Annotated in this window: 23 protein-coding genes; 1 reads left to right on the forward strand and 22 read right to left on the reverse strand. The window is 49.9% G+C overall.

Annotated features, from left to right (window positions below; all coding sequences use genetic code 11):
- Nucleotides 1-3: 3 nt before the first annotated feature.
- The 4 genes from rpoB to HNQ47_RS00120 all read right to left on the reverse strand — a co-directional run bounded on the left by rpoB (nucleotide 4) and on the right by HNQ47_RS00120 (nucleotide 6,680).
- Nucleotides 4-4,185, reverse strand: coding sequence for a DNA-directed RNA polymerase subunit beta (gene rpoB, locus HNQ47_RS00105; RefSeq protein WP_183326365.1), 4,182 nt, complete (start codon nucleotides 4,183-4,185; stop codon nucleotides 4-6).
- A 140-nt stretch (nucleotides 4,186-4,325) separates the two neighbouring features.
- Nucleotides 4,326-5,531, reverse strand: a complete 1,206-nt coding sequence (gene tgt / locus HNQ47_RS00110; RefSeq protein ID WP_183326367.1) for a tRNA guanosine(34) transglycosylase Tgt — start codon at nucleotides 5,529-5,531, stop codon at nucleotides 4,326-4,328.
- Complete coding sequence (locus tag HNQ47_RS00115; protein WP_183326369.1) at nucleotides 5,521-6,156, reverse strand: queuosine precursor transporter; 636 nt, start codon at nucleotides 6,154-6,156, stop codon at nucleotides 5,521-5,523. The genes tgt and HNQ47_RS00115 overlap by 11 nt, the downstream gene beginning before the upstream one ends.
- Nucleotides 6,135-6,680, reverse strand: coding sequence for a DUF3783 domain-containing protein (locus HNQ47_RS00120; RefSeq protein ID WP_183326371.1), 546 nt, complete (start codon nucleotides 6,678-6,680; stop codon nucleotides 6,135-6,137). Before HNQ47_RS00120 ends, HNQ47_RS00115 begins: the two co-directional genes overlap by 22 nt.
- Before the next feature lie 51 nt (nucleotides 6,681-6,731).
- On the opposite strand from HNQ47_RS00120, the gene HNQ47_RS00125 reads away from it, so the two are divergent.
- Nucleotides 6,732-7,499 carry a hypothetical protein gene (locus HNQ47_RS00125; RefSeq protein ID WP_183326374.1) on the forward strand — a complete coding sequence of 256 codons (768 nt, stop codon included), beginning with the start codon at nucleotides 6,732-6,734 and terminating at the stop codon, nucleotides 7,497-7,499.
- 48 nt (nucleotides 7,500-7,547) lie between these two features.
- On the opposite strand, the gene HNQ47_RS00130 is transcribed toward HNQ47_RS00125, so the two are convergent.
- The 18 genes from HNQ47_RS00130 to HNQ47_RS00215 all read right to left on the reverse strand — a co-directional run bounded on the left by HNQ47_RS00130 (nucleotide 7,548) and on the right by HNQ47_RS00215 (nucleotide 24,473).
- On the reverse strand, nucleotides 7,548-8,195 hold the full coding sequence (locus HNQ47_RS00130; RefSeq protein WP_183326376.1) for a site-2 protease family protein: 648 nt from the start codon (nucleotides 8,193-8,195) through the stop codon (nucleotides 7,548-7,550).
- Nucleotides 8,188-9,291: a redox-regulated ATPase YchF gene (ychF, locus tag HNQ47_RS00135; protein WP_183326378.1), complete on the reverse strand. Its 1,104-nt coding sequence runs from the start codon at nucleotides 9,289-9,291 to the stop codon at nucleotides 8,188-8,190. Before ychF ends, HNQ47_RS00130 begins: the two co-directional genes overlap by 8 nt.
- A complete protein-coding gene (locus HNQ47_RS00140; RefSeq protein WP_183326380.1) occupies nucleotides 9,282-9,509 on the reverse strand; it encodes a DUF951 domain-containing protein in 228 nt (75 codons plus the stop codon). Before HNQ47_RS00140 ends, ychF begins: the two co-directional genes overlap by 10 nt.
- 3 nt (nucleotides 9,510-9,512) lie before the next feature.
- Entirely contained in the window at nucleotides 9,513-10,367 is an 855-nt protein-coding gene (folD, locus tag HNQ47_RS00145; RefSeq protein WP_183326382.1) for a bifunctional methylenetetrahydrofolate dehydrogenase/methenyltetrahydrofolate cyclohydrolase FolD, read from the reverse strand.
- A complete protein-coding gene (gene dtd / locus HNQ47_RS00150; protein WP_183326384.1) occupies nucleotides 10,367-10,816 on the reverse strand; it encodes a D-aminoacyl-tRNA deacylase in 450 nt (149 codons plus the stop codon). Before dtd ends, folD begins: the two co-directional genes overlap by 1 nt.
- A complete protein-coding gene (ispF, locus tag HNQ47_RS00155; RefSeq protein ID WP_183326386.1) occupies nucleotides 10,813-11,292 on the reverse strand; it encodes a 2-C-methyl-D-erythritol 2,4-cyclodiphosphate synthase in 480 nt (159 codons plus the stop codon). Before ispF ends, dtd begins: the two co-directional genes overlap by 4 nt.
- Nucleotides 11,289-11,792 carry a nitroreductase family protein gene (locus HNQ47_RS00160; protein ID WP_183326388.1) on the reverse strand — a complete coding sequence of 168 codons (504 nt, stop codon included), beginning with the start codon at nucleotides 11,790-11,792 and terminating at the stop codon, nucleotides 11,289-11,291. The genes ispF and HNQ47_RS00160 overlap by 4 nt, the downstream gene beginning before the upstream one ends.
- A gap of 47 nt (nucleotides 11,793-11,839) precedes the next feature.
- On the reverse strand, nucleotides 11,840-12,991 hold the full coding sequence (locus HNQ47_RS00165; protein WP_183326390.1) for an NlpC/P60 family protein: 1,152 nt from the start codon (nucleotides 12,989-12,991) through the stop codon (nucleotides 11,840-11,842).
- Between the two features lie 235 nt (nucleotides 12,992-13,226).
- Nucleotides 13,227-13,976, reverse strand: coding sequence for a triose-phosphate isomerase (gene tpiA, locus HNQ47_RS00170; RefSeq protein WP_183326392.1), 750 nt, complete (start codon nucleotides 13,974-13,976; stop codon nucleotides 13,227-13,229).
- Nucleotides 13,977-13,997: 21 nt separating this feature from the next.
- On the reverse strand, nucleotides 13,998-15,185 hold the full coding sequence (locus HNQ47_RS00175; RefSeq protein WP_183326394.1) for a phosphoglycerate kinase: 1,188 nt from the start codon (nucleotides 15,183-15,185) through the stop codon (nucleotides 13,998-14,000).
- A 103-nt stretch (nucleotides 15,186-15,288) separates the two neighbouring features.
- Nucleotides 15,289-15,471, reverse strand: a complete 183-nt coding sequence (locus HNQ47_RS00180) for a hypothetical protein (protein ID WP_183326396.1) — start codon at nucleotides 15,469-15,471, stop codon at nucleotides 15,289-15,291.
- 58 nt (nucleotides 15,472-15,529) lie between these two features.
- Nucleotides 15,530-16,003: a 23S rRNA (pseudouridine(1915)-N(3))-methyltransferase RlmH gene (locus HNQ47_RS00185; RefSeq protein ID WP_183326398.1), complete on the reverse strand. Its 474-nt coding sequence runs from the start codon at nucleotides 16,001-16,003 to the stop codon at nucleotides 15,530-15,532.
- On the reverse strand, nucleotides 16,000-17,226 hold the full coding sequence (gene glyA, locus HNQ47_RS00190; protein WP_183326400.1) for a serine hydroxymethyltransferase: 1,227 nt from the start codon (nucleotides 17,224-17,226) through the stop codon (nucleotides 16,000-16,002). Before glyA ends, HNQ47_RS00185 begins: the two co-directional genes overlap by 4 nt.
- Before the next feature lie 50 nt (nucleotides 17,227-17,276).
- On the reverse strand, nucleotides 17,277-21,569 hold the full coding sequence (locus HNQ47_RS00195; protein ID WP_246345979.1) for a PolC-type DNA polymerase III: 4,293 nt from the start codon (nucleotides 21,567-21,569) through the stop codon (nucleotides 17,277-17,279).
- A 19-nt stretch (nucleotides 21,570-21,588) separates the two neighbouring features.
- Nucleotides 21,589-22,272, reverse strand: a complete 684-nt coding sequence (gene rnc / locus HNQ47_RS00200) for a ribonuclease III (RefSeq protein ID WP_183326403.1) — start codon at nucleotides 22,270-22,272, stop codon at nucleotides 21,589-21,591.
- Nucleotides 22,256-22,738 (reverse strand): pantetheine-phosphate adenylyltransferase, encoded by a 483-nt coding sequence (gene coaD / locus HNQ47_RS00205; RefSeq protein WP_183326405.1) that lies wholly within the window; start codon nucleotides 22,736-22,738, stop codon nucleotides 22,256-22,258. The genes rnc and coaD overlap by 17 nt, the downstream gene beginning before the upstream one ends.
- Nucleotides 22,735-23,271: a 16S rRNA (guanine(966)-N(2))-methyltransferase RsmD gene (gene rsmD, locus HNQ47_RS00210; protein ID WP_183326408.1), complete on the reverse strand. Its 537-nt coding sequence runs from the start codon at nucleotides 23,269-23,271 to the stop codon at nucleotides 22,735-22,737. Before rsmD ends, coaD begins: the two co-directional genes overlap by 4 nt.
- Nucleotides 23,271-24,473 carry an FtsW/RodA/SpoVE family cell cycle protein gene (locus HNQ47_RS00215; RefSeq protein ID WP_183326410.1) on the reverse strand — a complete coding sequence of 401 codons (1,203 nt, stop codon included), beginning with the start codon at nucleotides 24,471-24,473 and terminating at the stop codon, nucleotides 23,271-23,273. The genes rsmD and HNQ47_RS00215 overlap by 1 nt, the downstream gene beginning before the upstream one ends.
- Between the last annotated feature and the right edge of the window lie 37 nt (nucleotides 24,474-24,510).

The following is a 24,510-nucleotide window of genomic DNA, read 5'->3' on the forward strand; positions in this document are numbered from 1 at the left end:
TGACTACTCGCCTCCTTCTTCGCCCTCAGGCAAGGACTTATCATCCGATGATCCGGTTTCATCCATTTCCATATCATCGACTAATTCTTCTTTTTCTGTTTCAGCTGGTTTTTCTTCCGGTTTCGGTGCCGGTGCAATTTCATCATCAGTTTCCGAAGTAATGTTGACTTCATTGCCGTTTTCATCCAGACAGCGGACATCAATGGCCAGGCCTTGCAGCTCATGGATCAGCACACGGAATGCCTCCGGCACACCTGGCTCCGGAATATCATTGCCCTTGATAATGGCTTCATAGGTCTTGATACGGCCTTGAATATCATCGGATTTGATGGTCAGGATCTCCTGCAGCGTATGAGCCGCGCCATAAGCTTCCAGAGCCCATACCTCCATCTCACCGAAACGCTGACCGCCGTTCTGCGCTTTACCGCCTAACGGCTGCTGCGTAACCAGCGAATACGGACCGGTCGCACGGGCATGCAGTTTATCATCGACCATGTGCGCCAGCTTGATCATATACATGACGCCGACACTGATCCGCTCATCAAACGGTTTGCCGGTCAAACCATCATACAGAACTTGCTTGCCGTCTTTGGTCATGGATGCTTCCCGCATGACTTCCATCAGCTCTTCATTGGAGACGCCGTCAAATACTGGTGTCGCAAATTTCACGCCGCCCAGTTTCTTGGCTGCATAACCCAAATGGATCTCCAGGATCTGTCCGATGTTCATACGCGAAGGTACACCGAACGGGTTCAGGATCACATCGATCGGCTGACCGTCTTCGGTAAACGGCATATCTTCGATCGGCAGGATCCGCGAAATGACACCTTTGTTTCCGTGACGTCCGGACATCTTGTCACCTTCGCTGATCTTCCGTTTTTGTGCAATATATACTTTGATTCGTTTTAAAACGCCCGGCGGCAGCTCCGCACCGTCCTTGCGCTCAAATACGCGGACAGAATGCACGATGCCGGCACCGCCATGCGGTACTTTCAATGAGTTGTCACGCACTTCGCGGGATTTCTCGCCGAAGATCGCCAACAGTAATTTTTCTTCCGGGCTGACTTCGCTCTGGCCTTTCGGTGTGACTTTGCCGACCAGAATGTCACCTTCCTTGACTTCGGCGCCGACCATGATGATGCCGTTTTCGTCCAGTTTGCGGACCGCATTTTCACCGACGCTCGGAATATCGCGGGTGATCTCCTCCGGTCCCAGTTTTGTATCACGGCAGTCAATGTCGTGTTCCTCGATATGGATCGACGTATAGACATCGTCGCTGACCATGCGCTCACTCATGATGATCGCATCCTCATAGTTATAGCCGTACCAGGTCGAGTAAGCGATGACAACGTTCTGGCCCAAAGCCAGCTCGCCGTTTTCCATACTTGGTCCATCTGCTAAGATATCACCTTTTTCGACTTTATCGCCGGCCTGCACGATCGGATGCTGGTTGATGCATGTCGAAGCATTGCTGCGGGCAAATTTACGCAGCTGATATGTATGCTCCGTGCCGTCTTCTTTTTCGACAACGATGCGCAGACTGTCGGCATACTTCACGACACCGTCTTCCTTGGCAACGATGCCGACACCGGAATCCTTGGCGATCTTATATTCCATACCGGTTCCGACATACGGCGAATGTGGGTTCAGAAGCGGCACCGCCTGACGCTGCATGTTCGCACCCATCAAGGCACGGGAAGCATCATCGTTTTCCAGGAACGGAATACAAGCGGTCGCGACCGAAACGATCTGTTTCGGGGAGACATCGGCCAGTTCAACTTCCGAACGGTTGACCGTCACGGTCTCACCGTTCTTACGGGCAACGACCGTCTCATTGATCAGACGTCCGTCCTGCACCTCGTTGGCCTGAGCGATGACGTAATCGGTTTCTTCATCGGCGCTCAGATAGACTGCCTCATCACGAACCGTGCCGTCTTTATTTACGATACGGTACGGCGTCTGGATAAAGCCGTATTCATTGATCTTCGCATACGTCGTCAGGTTGGAGATCAAACCGATGTTCGGACCTTCCGGCGTCTCGATCGGGCAGATGCGGCCGTAATGGGAAGAGTGCACATCGCGCACTTCAAATCCCGCGCGGTCACGCGTCAGACCGCCTGGGCCCAATGCGGAGATACGACGTTTATTGGTTAATTCAGCCAGCGGATTCTGCTGATCCATGAACTGCGACAGCTGCGAGGAAGAGAAAAACTCTTTAATGGCAGCCGTCAGCGGACGGATATTGGTCAGTTTCCGCGGCGTCAAGGTATCAACTTCCTGAATGGACATCCGGGCATGGACCACACGTTCCATACGGGACAAACCGATCCGGAACTGGTTCTGGATCAATTCACCGACGGAGCGAATGCGGCGGTTGCCCAACATATCGATATCATCCGTTGAGCCGATGCCGTCCATGACATTCAGATTGTAATCGAAGAATGCATACATATCACTGATCGTGATGGTATGTTTATTCGCAAACGGATCATTGCCGATGATCTTGATCAGATTCTGCTCGGCATCGGTCACATAAATTTCCTGTACGCAGGCACCGATCACCCATGCCGTTACCGGTTCATTCAAAGCCCGCTGTTCGATCGCCAGCTTGCTTTCCGGATCCAGACGGTAGGCGGTCTCACCGTGCAGGCTGCCTTTTTCGTTGACCGGAATATCATCACGGCCGACTTCATAGCGATCCACATACAGTTCCAGGTTTTCGTTGACCAGATCCGCTCCGTCAGCGTTGGTCAGACGGCCTAAAGAATACATGAACTGTCCATAGTTCAGGACCGCATCGCTGTTTTCTGCGGTCAATTCGACCGGCTGAGCGATCAAACCGGCAAAAATCGGCACTTCTTCGATGCCTTTCAGCACTTCGACATCCTGTTTTGTCAGGACCGTGCCTCGTTCATAATATACGCCGTCGATTTCAATATCTTTTGCCAGAATACGGCCGATCAGACCGGTATTATAGGCTGTCGGGATCGAGACGATATCTTCTTCATGGAACTCACTGCGGAACGGGAACGCATGGCAGTAGGTTCCTTTTGCCAGCTCTTCGCGCAGCGCATTGCGCTCATCGCGGTGAATGAGCGTTCCTTTTTCCATAAAGACATTGCCGTCGACATCGATGATATCATCCGCCAGGTAATTGCCTTCGACACGATTGATCGCATTCAGTTTTTTACGCAGTTTATAACGGCCCGCTTTGGTCAGGTCGTAGCGGCGGTGATCAAAGAACTTCGCCTGCATCAATGTGATCGATCCTTTGACCATCGGGATCTCGTCGCTGCGCTGGTTTTCATAGAAACTCAGCAGCGCTTCATGTGTCGTTTTGACTTTATCGTTCAATAAGGTATTTTCAATTTCTTCATATTTACCGAAGAACGCCGTATACATCAATAAATACATGTTCATGTAATCGCGGTCTTCCGGATCTTCCGCCAAGTCTTCCGGCCAAGTGCGGCCCATGGCGCGCAGGAAGGTCGCCAGCGGTTTCGTATCCTGCGGATCATCCACATCGCCTAAGTTCAAAGACATGCCGATGGCTTTGAATAAGATCGAAAAAAGGATCTTACGGCGTCGGTCAATGGATACATTGATCTGACGGCCGTGCGTGGTCTTCTTCTGCTCCATCATGAACTCCAGCCACGTACCGCGGCTTGGGATCAGTTCGCAGTTGTAGTTTTTCCGGCCGGTCTTTTCGTCATAGCTGTCCGAAAAGTATGCGCCCGGTGAACGAACGATCTGGCTGACGATGACACGTTCGGCCCCGTTGATGATGAAAGTTCCGGTTTCGGTCATCAATGGAAAATCGCCTAAGAAAACATCTTCGCTCTTTTCGACGATCTCTCCGGTCGTCGGATCTGTGATCTGAAGCTGCATTTCCGCATACAGAGGGGCTGCGTAGTTGCATTCTCTGTACATGGACTGTTCCGCATTGTATTTTGGTTTCTCCAAATGATAGCGGATAAAATTCAATTTAATATTTTTACCATAGTTTTCAATCGGATAGATTTCATCGAAAACTTCCTGGATTCCTTCTTTGACAAACCAGTCAAATGAATCGGTTTGGATTTCAACCAGGTTCGGCAGCTCAAGATTTCCGCTTACTTTCGTGTAATCCCGACGCTGTGCTTTTTTGCCGCAATTGACAATTCGATATGCTTTATTGCTGTCCATGCATGCCATCCTTTCGTTTCAAAAGCTCATTCCACTCTTAAAAAAGGCGCAATCCCCCTAAAGAGTATTATGCAATTTATTATAATACAGAAGTTTTACATTGATGTCAATCTGAATTAAAAAAAATCTCCTTGCGGAGATCAAAGATGATAATAACGTTTCAGGAATTGTTCCTTAAATTCTTCATAGCAGCCGTCCAAAATTGCCTGACGGGCTTGTTCCGTCAGCCGAATGATAAAGCGCAGATTATGCACCGAAGCCAGATTGAAATAAATTTCATGATCATCGCGGTTCGGTGATTTCAGCAGATCCCGCAGCTGTCCGCGGGTCCAGCCTGCCTGACACGTCGGACAGTCGCAGCACGCATCCAGCAGTTCAGTGCTGCCGGCACACTTGCCTACATTGTAGTAGCCATCCAACGTATAGATACGGCCATGACGGGCTTCCCGGGTCGGTGCCACACAATCAAACGTATCCGCTCCCTGTTCTACACCGATCAATATATCGTCCGGCCTCGACAGTCCAAGTAAATGCCGCGGTTTCTTTTCCGGCAGCTCTTCACAACACCAGGACAGGATCTCGCCCAGGTCTTCTTTCAGAAAAGCACCGCCTAAGCCATAGCCGTCGAAGTCCATCTGTGCATATTTTTTGGCCGTCGAACGCCGCAGATCTTCCCAGCGGCCGCCCTGTAGCACACCGTAAAGCGCTTGATAATATCCTAGGTCCATGCAATGCCGACGATGCTCCGCCAAAGAGCGCAGGGCCCACCGTTCGGTACGGGCCAAGGCTTCTTGATTGTACTCATAGGTGTCCGCCAGCGAAGTCAGTTCATCAAAAGCCATGTGGATATCGGCCCCGATGGCACACTGGATCTGCATCGATTCCTCCGGACCGATCGCATCGTCCTGATCGGTAAACGGATCATGAAAGTGAACGGCTTCTTCTGTTACCAGGGCCAGTCGTTCTTTTTTATCGGTATTGACCACTTCTTTTTCCCGATCCATACTGACGACCTTCCCCAGACCGGATCCCAGTGACATCACTTGAAAGCCGCCGGAATCGGTTACGGTCGGTCCGCTCCAGCCTGACCAGGCTGCCAGGCCGCCGGCCTGGGCAATTTCGGTGCAGGTATTACGCAGGTGATACGCGTTCGAAAGCATCGCCTGGGCATGAATGTTCCGCATGTCCGGATTGCTCACATAACGCACGAATCCGCGGGTGCCCACGGTAATGAACGTCGGCGTATGAATGTCACCGTGCGGGGTATGGATCGTGCCTGCCCGGCCGAGATGGCCCGGGATGCGGGCATCGATGTCAAAAGAAAAGGCGCGTTGTTCATTCGGCATGGCCCATGCTCCTTTTCAAATGTTTCTGGATCTTGTTTTCGACCGGCGATAAAGCGCACTCGATCGCAAAACCTGCAACATAAGCAAAAATAGCTTGATGCAAAAAATCACCGAACGGCAGGACCCCAAAGAAGGCGACCGTCTCAAAGATACCAGAGTCGATGATCCGGGCAACAGCCGATGAACCCAGGGCACGGGCAATAAAATGGTGAGTAAATACCCCGCCGCTTTCTTTCATCTGTACGAACACATGATTGTTGAAGAGGTTCGAACAGACAAACGACAGCAGCGAAGCGGCAATGATGCGCGGGGTAAAGCCGAGCACCGAAGCATATGCTTCCTGCATCGTCCAGCCCGGATAGGACGGCAGTGCGATCACGATATAAAAGACGACAGCTGCCAGAATGTTGACGACAAGCCCCGCATAGACCACCTTTTTCGCAAGGGTCTTTCCATAGAATTCGACGATCAAATCCCCTAACATATATGTGATCGGGAAACAGACCAGACCGCCGTCGACCGGAATTCCGGCCAGATTCCACAATTTTACTGCGGCCAGATTGGAAATCAGCAGCACCCCGGCCGAAAGTGCCGTGAAATAGATTAGATATTCTTGTTTTCGCATGCGTCTATTATATCATCCTGCCGGCTTTGCGCAAGTACTGTCAGTCTGCGCGCTTCCTGCAGACAGATCTTCAGGGTCGTCAGATCGGGAGCGGAATCCAGCACGGCATACACCAAGGCCATACGGTGCAGATACGCTGGATCAGCTGCCAGCCGCCGACGATCGACATGGGAAACAATATCCATTAGTTCATTTCGGATCCTGCGGATCTCATCCATACGGCGGACGGCCTGCAGCAGCTCTTTTAATGTCCAGGTGCTGTTATCGGCATTCTGCACCGCCATCAGCGGCAGTTCAATGCCGGCTTTGACGAATGCATCTGCCGCAGTCTGCAGATGCCGCTTTTCATCGATCGTGAAATATAAAAAGGGCTGACCATGGCAGCGGGACATCTGCGGATGGGCACAAATTTCCTGCATGGTACGCGGAAGAGCCTTGGCACCGATGTATCGGTAAGTCATTCCGATCTGCTTGATCGTCGGTGCGATCCGGCGGCTGCCGTCACCTAAATATACGAGAACCATATACTTCCCCCTTCCCGAATATGGTATACTATCCCCAATAGGAGGAATTCTATGAAAAACATTTTATCACTTTTTCTGTCCTTCTGTCTGTGCGTCGGCCTGGTCGGCTGTTCTTCGAAAAACGATGATGACATCCTCAAATTCTTTCAGGCATTCGATCATACATTGGATGCAGATTCCGCCGAGATCATCGGTAAAGTCACCATCGACACCAACGATTCCTACGCGATGAACCTGACTGCACAGCTGAATCAGAAAGAGGACCTGCAGCTTGCGGTCCGCCTGGGACTGGAAGCAGGAGATAACCGGCAGGATGATTATTTGGATTTTTACATCAAAGACGGAAAGACCTATTTAAATAACATGGGCACCAAGACCCAAAGCACCGCCGATAAGATCGGCATCACCGGCGATGAGAAATTATCCGCATACAACCCGTTCCTGGATTATACCGATGACGAACTGACCGAGTTCTTTACCTCCAGTTCCCGTGACGGTGACAACTATTCATTTGATATCGATACCGGCAAACTGGCAGATGCCCTGGATTCTTTGGGCACGGTCGAAGTCAAAGAAGCTCACCTGGATGCAACGATCAAGAATAATACGATCCGCAAATTCAAGCTGACCGTATCCGGCACCCAGAACGCCAGCGATGATTCAGCAGATTTTTCCTTCTCCATCAGCGCCCGGATCCAAAACTACAATAAAGATGTAACGGTCGATTTCCCGGATGATCTGGACAGTTATTCGACTTCCGATTCATCCGATACTTCTTCATCGGACACATCAAATTCGGATTCATCCGATGCTTCTTAACGCTGCAGATGCAGCGTTTTTTTGTACAAAAAAAGCCGATCGCTCGGCTTAGATTCCCGTGATCATTTCGCAGATGTGCAGGAAAAACGCAAGGATCCCGACTTCGGCATTCTGTAAGAACGTATCAAATACGCCGGTATACAAAATAATGATGAATGCGATCAAAAAAACCGGCGATCCGCGGTTGACCCGGAAATATGTTTCATCGGGCAGGAATACATACAAGACTTTGGCACCGTCCAGCGGCGGGATCGGAATCAAGTTGAAAATACCAAACCCCACCGATAATATGGCAGTACGTGACAAGACCATGCTCAGAATGTATGCCAGGGCCGAACCGTCGGCCGCCGACAGCAGCAAAGTTCCCAGCACACAAAGAAATCCCAGCACAAAGTTCGCAGCCGGGCCGGCAAAAGCCGTCCAGGCCATGCCGCCTTTCGGATTGCGGAAATAACGCGGATCCACATCGACAGGTTTTGCCCAGCCGAACCCAAAGAACACCAGACAGATCAAACCGAACCAATCCACATGTTCAAATGGATTCAAGGTCAGGCGGCCGTTCTGTTTCGCGGTCGGATCTCCCAATTTCCAAGCTGCCCAGGCATGTCCGGCCTCATGGACACCCATGGCCAGGATGACCGCAAGCAGGGTCGAAAGCAGATTGAGCGGCTGAAATAATTCACTGGCGCTATACATTGAATCGGAAATGCATGATATCGCCGTCCTGTACGACATAATCTTTGCCTTCCAGGCGCAGCTTGCCGGCTTCCTTGATGGCCTGCTCGCTGCCGTAATGATCGATATCCTCAAAAGTATATACTTCGGCACGGATGAAACCTTTTTTAAAGTCAGTATGAATGATGCCGGCACAGTCCGGTGCTTTCATGCCGCGGCGGAAGGTCCATGCCCGGCATTCATCCTCGCCGGCGGTCAGGAACGTACATAGATCCAGCACCGCATAAGCTTTTTGGATCAAGGTATCCAAACCGCTGTTCGGTAATCCTAGATCTTCCAGGAATAAATCCTTTTCTTCGGTGCTCATGCCCGAGAGATCTTCTTCGATCTTAGCACAAAGCGGCACTACTTCGGCATGCTCCTTTTCCGCCACTTGTTTCAAAGCTTGAAAATACGGATCGGCTTCCGGATCCGTTATGCCGACCTCATCCATATTTGCGACATAAATTACCGGTTTTGCGGTCAGCAGATTATAACTTTTTAAGAAGACGGCTTCCTCTTCGCTGATATCCAGTGAACGGGCCGGCTGGCCGGCTTCCAAATGCGGTTTCAGCCGTTCGAGCAGGTCCATTTCCGCGCGGGCTTCCTTATCTTTGGTCGTTTTTGCCTTCCGTTCGACCTTTGCGATCCGGTTTTCGATCGTCTGTAAATCAGCCATGATCAATTCCAGATTGATGATTTCCGCATCACGGGCCGGGTCAATGGAATCTTCGACATGGGTGATGTTCTTATCTTCAAAACAGCGCACCACATGGCAGATGGCATCCGTCAGCCGGATGTTCGATAAAAACTGATTTCCTAAACCTTCGCCTTGGCTGGCCCCTTTGACCAATCCGGCAATATCAGTAAATTCAAATGTCGTATAGATCGTCCGTTTTGGATGAAAAAGTTCCGCCAGACGATCGATGCGATGATCCGGCACTTCGACGACACCGACATTCGGCTGGATCGTTGCGAACGGATAATTGGCAGCTTCGACCTGTGAATTGGTGATGGCATTGAACAATGTCGATTTACCGACATTCGGCAGGCCGACGATTCCAGCGGTCAACGGCATGATGCATCCTCCCCTTCTGTTTCATTGGCCTTGCGGACCACGCGTTTTAATTTCTTTTCAAATTTGGAACGCGGCATCAAAACACTGGCACCGCAGCCCAGGCATTTGATGCGGATATCTGCACCCATGCGGATGATCTTCCATTCTTTGGATTTATGGCACGGATGCTCCTTTTTCATTTCCACGATATCATTTAAATCATAGTCTTTTTCAACCATCGTCTACCCTCTTTCATGAAGCTGATACGCTTCCAACGTATTCGATAGTAACATACATACAGTCATCGGTCCAACCCCTTTCGGCACCGGACTGATCGCGGTGACTTTATCTTTGACATCATCAAAGTCCACATCGCCGCATAATTTGCCGTTTTCCATGCGGTTGATGCCGACATCGATCACGACAGCGCCCTTTTTGATCCAGTTTGCTTTGATCATCTTCGGCCGGCCGATGGCGGCAATCAAAATATCTGCTTGTGAAGTAATGGATTCAATTTCCGGTGTACGGGAATGTACGATGGTCACGGTCGCATTCTTATTCTGCAGAAGCAAAGCAACCGGTTTGCCGACCAGATTGCTGCGGCCGCAGACGACCGCGCGCTTACCGGACAGATCATCCAGTCCGACCGACTCCAACATCGCCATGATGCCTTTTGGCGTACAAGGCACAAAACCCTTGCGGCCGGTCAGCAGACAGCCCGCATTGACCGGATGCAGCCCGTCAACATCTTTCGACGGATCGATCGCATCGATGGCTTGATCAGCATCTAAATGTTTCGGCAGCGGCAGCTGCACGAGGATCCCATCCACAGCCGGATCGGCATTCTGTCCGGCAATGACTTCCTGCAGTTTTTCCTGGGTGATATTCGCATCCAGATGAATGGTGCGGTTTTCCATCCCGACCGCATAGCACGCTTTGGCTTTCGAGCGCACATACGACTGACTGGCCGGATTGTCTCCGACCAGGATCACGGATAAAATCGGCACACGTTTTCCCTGCGCTTTATATTGTTCCACTTCGGTTTTGATTTCCGACTTGATTTTCTTTGATAATTCGTTTCCCCAAATAATCTCCATTACTGAACCTCCTCACTGTCCAGGATGATCGTCACCGGTCCGTCATTGTATAATTCAATTTTCATATCAGCACCGAATACACCGGTTTCAACCGGAATATCATAGGTCTTGAAAGCTTCATTGAATTGTTCATAAAGCGGAATCGCCTGATCCGGTTTTGCGGCTTTCACAAAGCTCGGCCGGTTGCCCTTTTTCGCATCCGCATACAGCGTAAACTGCGAAATAGACAGTACCGATCCGTGGACGTCCTGGATCGACACATTCATTTTACCATTTTCATCATTAAAAATGCGCAGCTTCGCGATCTTCCGGACCATTTTCGTTACGACCTCCGGCGTATCACTTTGTGTGAAACCAACAAACAGGCAGTATCCTTGGTCGATCTGCCCAGTGACACGGCCGTCAATGGTACATTTGGCATATTTACAGCGCTGTACGACAACTTTCATTCTGTTTCCCCCAGTAAACAAACACAAAGGCACTGAATGCCTTCCTGGCGGCCGACAAAGCCTAGCTTTTCCCCGCGGGTCGCCTTGACAGAAACCTGATCGATCCTGCAGTGCAGGCATGCGGCAATATTACGGCGCATCGTTTCGATATACGGCGCCATTTTCGGCCGTTCCGCCATGATCGTCGCATCCAGATTGATGATCCGATATCCTTTATCGTGCATGAGTTCATAAATATGCCGCAGTAATACCTGGCTGTCGATGCCTTTATACCGCGGATCGGTATCCGGAAAATGATGGCCCAGATCACCTAACGCAAGCGCGCCGAGAATGCTTTCCCCGACCGCATGCAGCAGGACATCGGCATCCGAATGACCGTCGCAGCCTTTCTCATGCGGGATCCGGACGCCGCCCAGGATCAGGTTGCGGCCATCCGTCAGCGGATGAATATCCACTGCCTGTCCGATGCGCATCATAGATCCCAGACCACCTTTGAGGTAATTTCTTTCTCACCAGAATGATCCTCATAGCCAAGCACGCAGTGCCCAATGGCCTGATACGACTGGGGAATGTTCCACTTTTTACGCATGTCATTGGTTTCCTCATTTTCAAATTCTTCTCTTGCCCGATGGATCCAACAGGAACCAATATGCATCTCATGTGCCTGATTCAGCATATTGCCGATGGCCAGTGCTCCGTCCTCGATATAGGTCGGATCATTGGCATCCGCAAAGACCACAATGATGGAGGAACTGCCATAAAATGGATCCATCTCCGGTTTTCCCATGATCTGAGCATTCAGCTTTGAAAGCCGTTGAATTTCTTCCCGATCCTGCAGGACCACAAAGATCAAGTGCTGCCGGTTCATCCCGTTGGCGGCACATTGTCCCGCATAGACAATTTTTTCTAGATCTGATTTTTTTACTGTTTTCTCATTAAAGTTCCGCACACTTCGGCGCGTTGTAAATGTGTTCATTGTGTGCTCCTTTCTAAAAAAAAACTTGGCTTGCGCCAAGTTTTTCATTAACCGTTATACTGCAGATAAACCGGATCTGAACCGTAATACAGAGTGGCTGACGTATAAACCGTCTTGCCGTCATAGTTACCCTGTACGGCCATTCCGTTGCCTTCGTAAATAGCGATGTGGGAATAACCCGTTCCGCCGTCGGCATAATAAATCAAGTTACCTGCAACTGCCTGATCAGCACTGACAACGGTACACATTGCCAAATACTGTTCCGGAGAATAAACTGTTCCGTCATATCCGGCTGCGGCAAGTGCTGCTGCTACAACTTCTGTACACTGATAACCATCCGTTGTTCCGACCAGACTCATTGCTGCAGAAGCAATGGCTGCATTGTTGACGCCGTTGACATTTGTGTTCGATGTCGTAGTTGTTGTCGTCGAAGTCGATGCAGAAGTATCCGTCGCAGCTGCTGCCGTAGTTGTACTTGTATTGGTATTGGCAGCTGTGGTTGTAGTGGTATTAGTGGCTGCAGTCGTATCCGTCGCAGTTGTAGTGGCTGCCGTAGTATCAGCAGTCGTTGTCGTATCAGCCGTCTGCAGAGCAGTTGCTGCAACTTCTGTTTCCTGTGCTGCAGTCTCAACAGTTTGAGCATTAACTGTTGAAGCTTCAGTTGTGTTTGATGCGTCAGTGGTCTGTGCATCACTTGTGTTTACTAATGCGTCCACAGGATCGGTAGCAGTTGTTGCAGTTGCTGCAGTTGCTTCCGTTGATGCAGTAGTTTCCGTTGTCTGAGCGGTATCCTGTGCCGTTGTATCTTCAGCAGCGGTTGCTTCTTCTGCCTGAGCAGTGGCAGTTTCTGCTTCCGTTTGTGCATTCGCCTGATCGATACGCTGGTTTTCCGCTTCAACAGTCTCTTTTAAAGATTCTTCTACTGTTCCCTTGATATCTTTAGCGATATCCGTGGAAACGTTGGCTACGACAGCACTCTTTGTTTTCTTCTCGTTGACGGTTCCGTCTTCTTCGAAGTAATACATCTTGCTGCCGATGTTCTGCCAGCCTTTTGCTACCGTTTTATTCGCATTAACATATTTGTCACCGTGCCATCCCGGCGCTGTTCCCTGTGCGTAGATTCCTGCTACGACCGGAAAGCATGACGCCACACAGAGGATCGCGGCAACCTTTTTTCCGTTGCTTTCTACAAAATTCATAACATTACATACCCCCAGTCAGTAATTTTGAATACAACAATACTTTAACACGTCAATTTGTGTATTTCAAGTTTACATTTCCAATTTACCCGCAAAAAAGCTATATTTCTTTCCTATTTCACTTCAAAATCAGAATGATAACTCACAACACAACGTGTTTATGATACACAACTTTGATAGGAAATGCAAGACAGAAAAAAACCGCTGTGATCAGTCACAACGGTTTTCATACATCTTACTTTGTTTTTTCGATGATTTCGATAAAGCTGTCAGCTTTCAGGCTGGCGCCGCCGATCAATGCACCATCGATATCCGGCTGTGCCATATACTCAACAACATTGTTCGGTTTTACGCTGCCGCCGTATTGAATGCGGACCTTATCGGCTGCTTCATCACCAAACATATCACGGACCGCATCACGTACGGTCTTGCAGCAGTTTTCTGCAATTTCGACCGATGCGCTCTTGCCGGTTCCGATTGCCCAGATCGGCTCATAAGCGATGACCATATTCGCAACAGCTTCCGGTGCCAGGTCTTTCAAAGAACCTGCCAATTCATCGCGGATGACTTGTTCTGACTGTCCGGCATCAAATTCTGCTTCAGTCTCACCAATGCACAGGATCGGTGTGATACCGGCTTTGATCAGACGATGCGCCTTCTTGTTTACAGTTTCATTCGTATCACCGAACATCTGACGGCGTTCCGAGTGACCGATGATGCAGTATTTCAAGCCCAGTTCTTCCAGCATCGGTACGGAAACTTCGCCCGTGAATGCACCAGCATCTTCAAAGTGGCAGTTTTCAGCCGCAACGATCAGATTCTTTGCGTTGGCAATAGCTGTCTGCAGATCCGTAAACGGTGCACCAATTCCGTATGTCGCCGTATCTCCGGCTGCTGCTGCGTCAACCGCTTCAAAGAATGCCTTTGTTTCGGCATTATTTTTATTCATTTTCCAGTTTCCGACAATAATAGGTTTTCTGCTCATTTAAATTATCTCCTTTTTCAATTAGTCCTCATCTGCGATGACCGCAATACCTGGTAATGTTTTACCTTCCATGTACTCTAAGGAAGCGCCGCCGCCTGTAGAGATGTGGGAGAATTTATCGCGGAATCCCAGTTTGATGGCTGCTGCAGCACTGTCGCCGCCGCCGATCACAGTGGTCGCACCCGGTAATTCAGAAATAGCAGTGCAGACTGCCAAGGTACCTTTGGCAAATTTATCCATTTCAAATACGCCCATCGGACCGTTCCAAACGACTGTCTTAGCGCCCTGCAAAGTTTTCTTGAACAATTCAACGCTTTCCGGACCAATATCCAATCCCTGCCATCCGTCAGGAATCTCTCCGGATGCGCAGATCTGGGTGTTGGCATCTTCGCTGAAGGCATCTGCACAAACATTATCAACCGGCAGCACGATCTTGTCGCCGCCTTTTGCCAATGTTTCCTTGGCAACTTCAATGCGGTCGTCTTCGCACAGCGAATTACCGATCTTACCGCCCTGTGCCTTCATGAACGTGTAAGCCATGCCGCCGCCGATGATGACTTTATCGGCTTTCTCCAGCATGTTGCCGATCACAGTGATCTTATCCGAAACTTTCGCACCGCCGATGATGGCTACGAACGGATGTTCCGGCGTATCCACTGCTTTGCCCAGCATCTTGACTTCCTTTTCAACCAAGAAGCCCAATGCGTTATCTTTCAAATATGTAGGAATTCCAACTGTGGAAGCATGTGCACGGTGAACAGAGCCGAATGCATCTTCGACAAACATATCGCCTAAGCTTGCCCAGTATTTGCCCAGTTCCGGATCGTTCTTGGTTTCGCCCGGCTCATAACGGGTATTCTGAACCAGAACGATTTCACCATCATTCAGTGCAGCAACTGCATCTTCCAGTTCTTTGCCGCGGGTAACCGGTACGAATGTAACTTTTGTATCCGGCAGCAATTCCTGAAGGCGGTCAGCGACACACTTCAGATTATTTTTCGCCTTATCCTCTTCCTTTTTAATTTTTCCTAAGTGAGAGAACAATACGATCTTCGCTTTGTGCTCGATCAAATATTTGATCGTCGGCAAAGCCGCCTGAATACGGTTATCATTGGAAATCACACCGTCTTTCTGCGGCACGTTGAAATCGCAGCGAACCAGTACTCGTTTACCGGCAACGTCAAGATCTCTTACAGTTCTTTTTGTCATTTTTTTTCCTCCTACTGTATTACTATCAGTAGATATTATACCACTGGAAATTTGTATTTCATAGATAAAAAGCCACGAAAAAAGCGCTTTCGGCAAGCGCTCTTCATTTCTTCCGTGTTTTCAAACAATAGAATATATCTGCTGCGCAGATGATCACCAAAAAAATATCCCCCGGCAGGCTCAGGCAGTACGTATGACTGTGCACCCACGCATATCCGATGACCTCATATAAAACAATGACTGCGACCAGAATATTGACAATCACCAATCCCCTATAGAACTTCATTTTTATCCCCTTATTACTAATGATAAAATAGCACAAAAACCAAAGAAGTTACAATACTTTATTTATGATAATTTCGGCCCGCATTGATCATGAAACTTCGGTAAATTTGTTCCAGCACCAGGACCCGTGTCATCAAGTGCGTAAATGTCAGATCGGACAGTTTCCAACGCACATCAGCCCGCTGCACCAATGCTTCGCTCGGACCAAGCGAACCGGCGATCACAAATACCAGACTCGCATGGCTGGTCTGCCATTTCTGCATTTTTTCCGCAAATTGCTCGCTCGACCACATCTGGCCGTGCAGATCCAGCAGGATCACAAAATCATCTGCTTTCAATTTACCTAAAACGCGGACACCTTCTTTTTCCTTGATGGCGCGTGCCTGTCCGGGACGTTCTGCATGCACATCGGCCTCATCCTTGACCTGCACGACTTCCACCTTACAAAAAGCGGACAAGCGCTTGAGATATTCCTCCTCAAGCGCCTGCAGTGAATGGTCTTTATTTTTACCGATGGCAATGATCCGGATCAAAGAACAGCCTCCGCCGGGAACTGACGCGTCAGTTTCACGACATTTGCCTTGACCGCTGCTGCATGATCCTCATCATCATGTTTCAGCACATCCACGATCCAATGACCGACTTGTTCAAACTCAGCGTCTTTGAATCCGCGGCTGGTCATGGCAGCCGTACCCAGACGGACACCGGATGTCACAAACGGTTTTTCCGTTTCAAACGGGATCGTATTCTTATTGACGGTAATGCCCGCCAGATCCAATAAATGCTCCGCCCGTTTTCCGGTCATGCCCAAACTGGATTTGACGTCCATCAAAATCAAATGGTTGTCGCTGCCGCCGGAAACCATCCGGATACCGGCTTCATCAAAGATCGAAGCCAGGACCTGCACGTTCTGCAGCGTCTGTTTCATGTATTCTTTGAACTGCGGCGTCATCGCCTCATACAAGCAGACCCCTTTTGCCGCGATGACATGTTCCAGCGGGCCGCCCTGGCAGCCTGGGAAGACGCTTGAATTGATCTTCTTGGCATATTCTTTTTTGGCGAAGATCATGCCGCCGCGCGGGCCGCGCAGGGTTTTATGCGTCGTAGTTGTCACAAAATCGGCATACGGGATCGGGCTTGGATGCAGGCCGGCTGCGACCAGGCCGGCGATATGCGCCATATCGATCATCAGATACGCACCGCATTTGTGTGCGATCTCACCGAAGCGTTTGAAATCGATGATGCGCGGATACGCACTGGCACCGCCGACTATCAATTTCGGCTTAATTTCCATGGCCATGCGTTCCAGCTCATCGTAATCGATGCGTTCTGTTTCTTTGTTTACGTTATATTCTGTAAAATGATAAAGCTTACCGGAGAAGTTAACAGGCGAACCATGTGTCAGATGACCGCCGGACGTCAGGTTCATTCCCATGACCGTATCCCCCGGCTGCAGAATCGCATTGTAGACGGCCATATTTGCCTGCGCACCGGAATGCGGCTGCACGTTGACAAACTCGGCACCGAACAATTTCATAGCACGGTCTTTGGTCAGCTGCTCCGCCCGGTCAATATTGACACAGCCGCCGTAGTAACGTTTGCCCGGCAGACCTTCCGCATATTTATTGGTCAGTACACTGCCCTGTGCTTCCCGGACCTCAGCTGAAACAAAGTTCTCGCTGGCAATCAATTCCACATTGTCACGCTGACGATTTTCCTCGTCTTCGATGATCTTAAACATTTCTGTATCTCGCATTTTCGAATCTCCTTTTCGTCTAGTATACCGCATTTAAACGGGATTTTGCATCAGAATAAACGCATTTGATTTAAATCATCCAAATCTTCCAGCGCCCCCATCGCATCCATCGTCTGCATCAACGATTTCGAAAGCTGCGTACGCTTGAGCACATCTTCCTTGGAAAGGAACGCTTCTTCTTCGCGGGCTTTGACAATGGAATTAGCAACATTCGCTCCCAGGCCGTCAATGCTTGTGAACGGCGGCAGGATACTGTTCTCCTGATCCGGATCGATGATAAAATCCGTTGCCTGCGAACGTTTGATGCTGATATTTGAAAAGCGGTAGCCGCGGCAGTACATTTCCAGCGCCAGCTCCAATGTGTTGTAGATGTCGTTGTCCTTTTTCTCTGCCGTGTTGTTGGACATTTTCGTTTTCAGTTCAGTCATCCGCGCCCGGATTGCTTCTTCTCCGGCAATCATCGTCTGAATATCATACGCATCACAGCGGATGCTGAAGAACATGCAGTAGTAAGCCAGCGGCTGATGGACCTTGAACCAGGCAATGCGCACGGCCATGGTCACATAGGCGACCGCATGCGCTTTCGGGAACATATACTTGATCTTCAGACACGAATCAATGAACCATTCCGGCACATCATGCGCCCGCATTTCTTTGATCCATTCATCCTTCAGACCGCGTCCTTTCCGGACACTTTCCATGATCGTGAATGCCGTCTTTGGCTCCAGACCGTAACCCATCAAATCAACCATGATGTCATCACGGCATCCAATGACCTCGCTCAGCTTGCATGTCCCGTTGTCGATCAGCGTTTCCGCATTGCCCAACCATACATCCGTACCGTGGCTCAGACCGGAAATCGTGACCAATTCCGAGAACGTCGTCGGCCGCGTCTTTTCCAGGATGCCGCGCACGAACGGCGTACCGAATTCCGGCAGGCCGGCCGCACCAGTGATCTGATCATAACGCGTCGTGTCGATCTTGAGCGTCTCGGTCGAAGAGAAAATCGCCATCGTATCTTTATCGTTCATCGGCAGGGTCGTGACCTTGATGCCGGTGATATCTTCCAACATGCGCATCGCGGTTGGATCCACATGACCCAGAATATCGAATTTCAAAATATTATCGTGAATCTGATGGAAATCGAAATGCGTTGTTTTCCATTCCGACATCGGGTTATTGGCAGGATACTGCACCGGCGTAAAATCGTGCACATCCATATCATCAGGCACGATGACAATGCCGGCCGGATGCTGACCGGTCGTCCGTTTGACACCTTCACAGCCTTTGGCCAGATCCATCCGCTTCGCTTCGCTGAATGGCTCCAAGCCCATTTCCTCTTCATATCCTTTCACATAACCGTACGCGGTTTTTTCCGCGACCGTGCCGACCGTACCGGCACGGAATGCATGTTCTTCGCCGAATACCTCTTTACAATAATTATGGGCGACCGGCTGATATTCCCCGGAAAAGTTCAAATCAATATCCGGCACTTTTTCGCCCTCGAAACCAAGGAACGTTTCAAACGGAATATCCTGTCCGTCGCCGCGCATCGTTGCCCCGCAGACCGGACACGTCTTGTCCTCCAGATCAAATCCGGAAGATACAGTTCCTTCCTCCAAGAACTCGTAATGATGACATTTTGGACAGATATAATGCGGGATCAGCGGATTGACCTCGGTGATCCCGGACATCGTGGCGACGAAACTGGAACCGACCGAACCACGGGAACCGACGATGTATCCGTCTTCGTTGCTTTTTTTCACCAACAAATGCGAGATGTAGTAAACGACCGCATATCCGTTGCCGATGATGCTGTCAAGCTCACGGTTCAGCCGTTTCTCTACGAGATCCGGCAATTCTTCCCCATAGGTATGATGCGCCGTCTCGAAACAAATATCGCGCAGTTTTTGATCGGACCCTTCCATCTTCGGCGGATAGGTTCCCTTTTTCAACGGATAAATGGTTTCCGCTTGTTCCAGGATCTTTTTTGGATTTTCCACAATGATCTGATACGCTTCTTTATCCTCCAGCCAGTCAAACTCCTTGAACATCTCATCCGTCGTACGTAGATGCTGGCTTGGTGCAGAGGTCATCTTACGCTTCTGCGCATCGTAGATATACAGCGGGTGGCGCAGGCCGCCGATAGCTTTGGCATTGATATAGATATCCCGGATCCGCTTCTCATGGGGATCGACATAATGCGCATCTCCCGTCGCTGCGACTGGTGTGCCTTTCTTTTTGGCTGCATCCATGATAAACATCAAGATTTGTTTTAAATCATCGACTGAACGAATGGTATGCCGGTCGATTAAATTCTTGTAGCACTCCAGCGGCTGGATCTCGATGTAGTCATAAAAATCCACCGCTGCTTCCAGATCGGCTGCCGAGCGAGTCTGAGCAAGTTCGAACACTTCTCCGTTCTGGCAGGCGGAACCAAAAAGCAGATTGCCTTTATCGTGGGCCGCTTTGAGCACGGAGCGCGGAATGCGCGGTTTGCCGCTGGTCTTTGCCGAAACAGATTTCCGATTATAAGCCAGATAGTCGGTATGCGAGGCTGTGATCAGTTCATACAGTTCTTTCAGACCGTCTGCATTTTTCGCATAGACTGCAATATGATATGGATGCACCTTGCGCAGGCTGTCGCTTGAATCCACATGTTCCAGGACATCCAGCGAGGCATCGCTAGGATATTCATTTAGCATATGACAGAAACACTGGCTGAGCACCTGAGCATCGTAATCCGCGCGGTGCGCGCCTTCCCCGTCATACGGCACATGATAAAACCGGCAGACCGAACCCAGCCGATAGGATTTCAGATCCAGCAGGCTCTGTGCCAGCGGCAGTGTATCGATCCACGGATTACGAAGTTCCGGCAGGCCGCACTGACGGCAGGCCGCATTCATGAACCCGACATCAAATGTTGCATTGTGCGCGATCAAAACCGCATCCCCGATGAACTCCAACAATTCCGGCAAGGCTTCTTCGATGGTCTTGGCATGTTCTACATCGGTCTGATGGATATGCGTCAAGGCAGAAATCTGCGCCGGGATCGGCATCTGCGGATTGATGAACATCTGCTTGCGGCCAATTTCCTCGCGGTTTTTCATCTTGACTGCACCAAATTCAATGATCCGGTCCAGACGATTGGAAAGACCGGTCGTCTCCAGGTCAAAAACCACATAGGTTGCCTCCGATAAAAGGCGATGATCGTTATTATAGAGGACCTTGAACTGTTCATCGACCATGTCCATTTCACAGCCGTACATGATCTTAAATTTTCGGTCCGGATGATTTTTCAACAAACTGTCGACCTTATTCTGAGCGAACGGAAACGCCTGCACCACATCGTGATCACAGATCCCCAATCCTTCCATGCCCCAGTCAAATGCCGTCTGGATGAACTCTTCAATTTCGCACACACCGTCCATTTCTGAAAAATTGGAATGGATGTGCAGTTCGGTCCGTTTTTCAGCGGCTTCATCCATACGCTTGGATGCGGAAATCGGTTCGATCCGATCGATCATGACACTCAGACAATGCAGAAAAGAGTCATCATCGACCCGTCCGGTGATCCGCACGGTCTGACCGTTTTGTATCGCTTCCAGCTCTTCGCGGCTGTTCCGTTTATTTTCAAATCGTTTAGCAACGATCGCATCATCATAGTCGCTGATATACAGTTCCTGCAGCAGTTTTCCGCTTTTCAGCTCCCGGTTTTCCAAAGCGAAGATATGCCCTTCAAAGCAGACATTGGTCATTCCGGCCTGAAGATCCCGGATCGGCAGCATGGTCGGCGCCTCACGGCGGTAGCTTGTGCGGGGCTGTGGCTTTTCCGGCATCGGAACGGTTTTCGGCAGATCCATCTCTTTGACTTCGATCGTATCGTCTTCTTCAATTTTCTGACAGACCATATGCATCGTGATGCCGTAGGTTTGCAGCGCTTCGGTCAACTTCGGCATTGCCCGCTGCATCTTGGAAAAACGCTCTTCTTCCATGGTGTTAAAGACCACGGTGTCGTTTTCCAACAACGGATGCAGATACTGAAAAGGCCGCAGGACCGGCTGCCGGCCGGCGGCTGCGTTGACATATGCATCCAGGTCGGCCAATGAGACCGTGCCCTGATCCGCAGTGATCTCCGCCTCGATCGCGACATGCAGCGCGATCTGCAGCTGATGTTTCCATGCTCGATACACATCAAAAGGAAGCGCCTGTTCCACATGCACTTTAAGTTCAAGGGTCTGCCGTGTTTTATGATACACCGGCACATCCGACCACGTAGCGGTCTTAAAATAGGAAACAATATCCTCACTTAAAATTTTCTCAAACGCTTCGTATACTTCCATCATTTACTTCCTTTTCTGATCATTGTGCCATTTTCTGAAAGGCATCTTTGGCGGCCATCTGTTCCGCCTTCTTTTTCGTGGTGCTCGTACCTACGCCAAGCAGAATATCGTCCAGATAAACGCCCATCTTAAAGGTCGGCGCATTGCTTGGACCGGTTTCTTCGAGCAATTTATATTGGATGGTCTTGCGTGAATCTGCCTGAATGACCTCCTGTAAATGGGTCTTGTAGTCGGTGACATCGTCCCCCTTCACCTGTGTGAAGACCGGTTTCATCACTTTGGTCAGGATCTCATCGCAAAGACCGTATCCTTGATCCAGATAGATCGCACCGATACAGGCTTCAAACTGATCGGCCATGATGCTGCGGCGATGCCGGCCGCCCATCTTCTCTTCGCCGACCCCCAGCATCAAAAATTCATACCATCCAAGTTCTTCGTTCAGTTTTGCCAAGGTAGCTTCACAGACAGTCTGGGCCCGAAGCATCGTCATCTGTCCTTCATGCATTTTCGGACGCATATGCATCAGCTGATCGGCGCTCCACACCTGCAGGACCGCATCCCCCATAAACTCCAACCGCTCATTGTTGTCGATATGCGAATGATGTTCATTGGCATACGAAGAATGTGTGCAGGCTTCCGTGTAAAGATCCGGATCACTGACCGCATACCCCTGGTTTTTCATCCAATCAATCAAAGTTTTCATTGTTTTTGACTCCCTTCCATACACAGTCCGGCACAAAATGGGAAATATCTTGATGATATTTCAGCAGTTCTTTGACGTTGGAACTGGAACAATACTGGTATTCCGGGCGCGTAAAAAAACAAATCGTGTCCAGATTTTCATCGATTTCATGATTCATGAAATCCATGTTTTGTTCATAACTGAAATCATTCTCATTGCGGATGCCGCGGATCAGCACATGAACACCTGCCTGGCGGCAGGCATCTGCTGTCAGACCATGCTGAACGCGCACAGTGACATTGTCCAGATCGGCACAGGCTTCTTCGATCCACTGCCTGCGCTGTGCTTCTGAAAACATCTGGTTTTTCAATGAATTCGGTGCCACAAAAACAACCACCTCTTCAAAGATGCGGCTGGCTCTTTTTATGACATCCAGATGACCGAGCGTGATCGGATCAAATGTTCCGCAGAAAGCAGCTTTTCTCATTCTGTTCCTTCCTTTCTATAATACGTTATTTTACAAGCCCGATAGGTCTTTTCCTTATATTTGACAAACCCGGAACAACGCTCGGGCAGAACATCTTCCGGCAGGCTTTCGATGACCACGCGGCCTTTATCCGCCACATGATCAGACAGCTTCGCAAGCAATTCAACATTCCGCTGTTTGGCATACGGCGGATCAATATAAACCACATCAAAGGCGGGCAGCTGCGGCAGGATCATAAAGATATCGCCTTGATAGACTTCACAGGCATCCTGCGCCTGCAAGGACGCAATATTCTTCTTGATCGTACGTACGGCTTTACGGTCCCGGTCGACCAGAACGACGTGATCCATGCCTCTGGACAAAGCTTCCAGCGCCATGTTTCCCGTGCCTGCATAGCAATCCAAAAACCGGCCGCTGATCGGACCGAGACTGGAGAAAACGGCGCCTTTGATTTTATCTGCTGTCGGCCGGGTCGCCTGTCCCGGCACGCTTTCCAGACGGCGGGATCGATACTTGCCGGCAATGATCCGCATTACTCTTCCTCCCGCCGGCGGATCTTACTGATGCAGTTCTGGCTGATGCCCATCGCGGCACAGATACCGATCAGACTGGAACCGCCGCTGGAAATAAACAGCAGCGGCACGCCCGTAAACGGAATGAAGCAGGCGACGCCTCCGACATTCAAGAAAAAATGCATGAACAAGTACATGGCTGTACCGCCTAATATGACACGATAGCCGGTGTCGTTGGTGACCATTGCATAATGAAACAGGCGTGATAAAATCGCGATATAGAAAAAGATAATATAGGCTAAGCCGAAAATGCCCGTTTCTTCGATGACGATCGCCAAAATGTAATCATTGTCTGCCTGGGTCAGATAGCCGTATTTCCGGCTGGAATTGCCCAGTCCGCGGCCGATGATATTGCTTGATGCGATACCATAAAGCGAGTTGGCCGGCTGATAGCCTTCGCCGTAAATATCATTATATGGATTTTTCGCATTGGCGACCCGCGTCGCAATGTGTGAAAACGGTGTCTGGGCAATGATATTGGTTCCGATATCGGTGACGCCGAACAATAAGATTGCGAGGCAGATGCCGGCTGCCAAAAGCCTCTTGATGTGTTTCTGCATCACTTTCAAAGAAGGAACCGACGGAATCAGCAGACATGTCAAAAAGATCATCAGTAAAATGACCAATGTTCCAATATCGCGCTGGGCCAAGATCAAAAGGCCGAAGACCCCCATGACGATCAGCGGAAAACGAAACAGTCTGCCAGGATGATTCAGCAGGCCCTTTTTTCTCTTTCCCTGATAAAGCGCCGCCGCAACGACCGCGATCATATAGGATTTAACGAATTCCGATGGCTGAATGGTAATGCCGCCAGGCAATCGGATCCACGCCTGACTGCCGCCGGATGCAGAGAACAAGAATGTCGCTGCCGTCAGCAGAAAAAGAACGACCATGAAGCCGTACTGCCAAAAGGCAAAACGGCGGAAGCTGAACCATTTGGAACAAGCACACATCACACCGTAGCCCACCGCCATAAAGATCACTTGTTTGACAATATTCATCAAAACGACCAACGGTGCCGTGCCGGTTTCTCCCATATCCGTGGAAACGATCATCAAGCTCCCGAACACCATCAGTGCCAGGACCGACAACGTAATATAACCGTCGCTTTTCGGACGCAGTTGTATGATACGAAGCAAGCTTCGATTTTTTTTCTTTGGCATAGATTCCCTCCGGTCCCCTTATAATAACTATGAATCA

Source organism: Catenisphaera adipataccumulans (genome assembly GCF_014202755.1).
Classification (GTDB): Bacteria; Bacillota_I; Bacilli_A; order Erysipelotrichales; family Erysipelotrichaceae; genus Catenisphaera; species Catenisphaera adipataccumulans.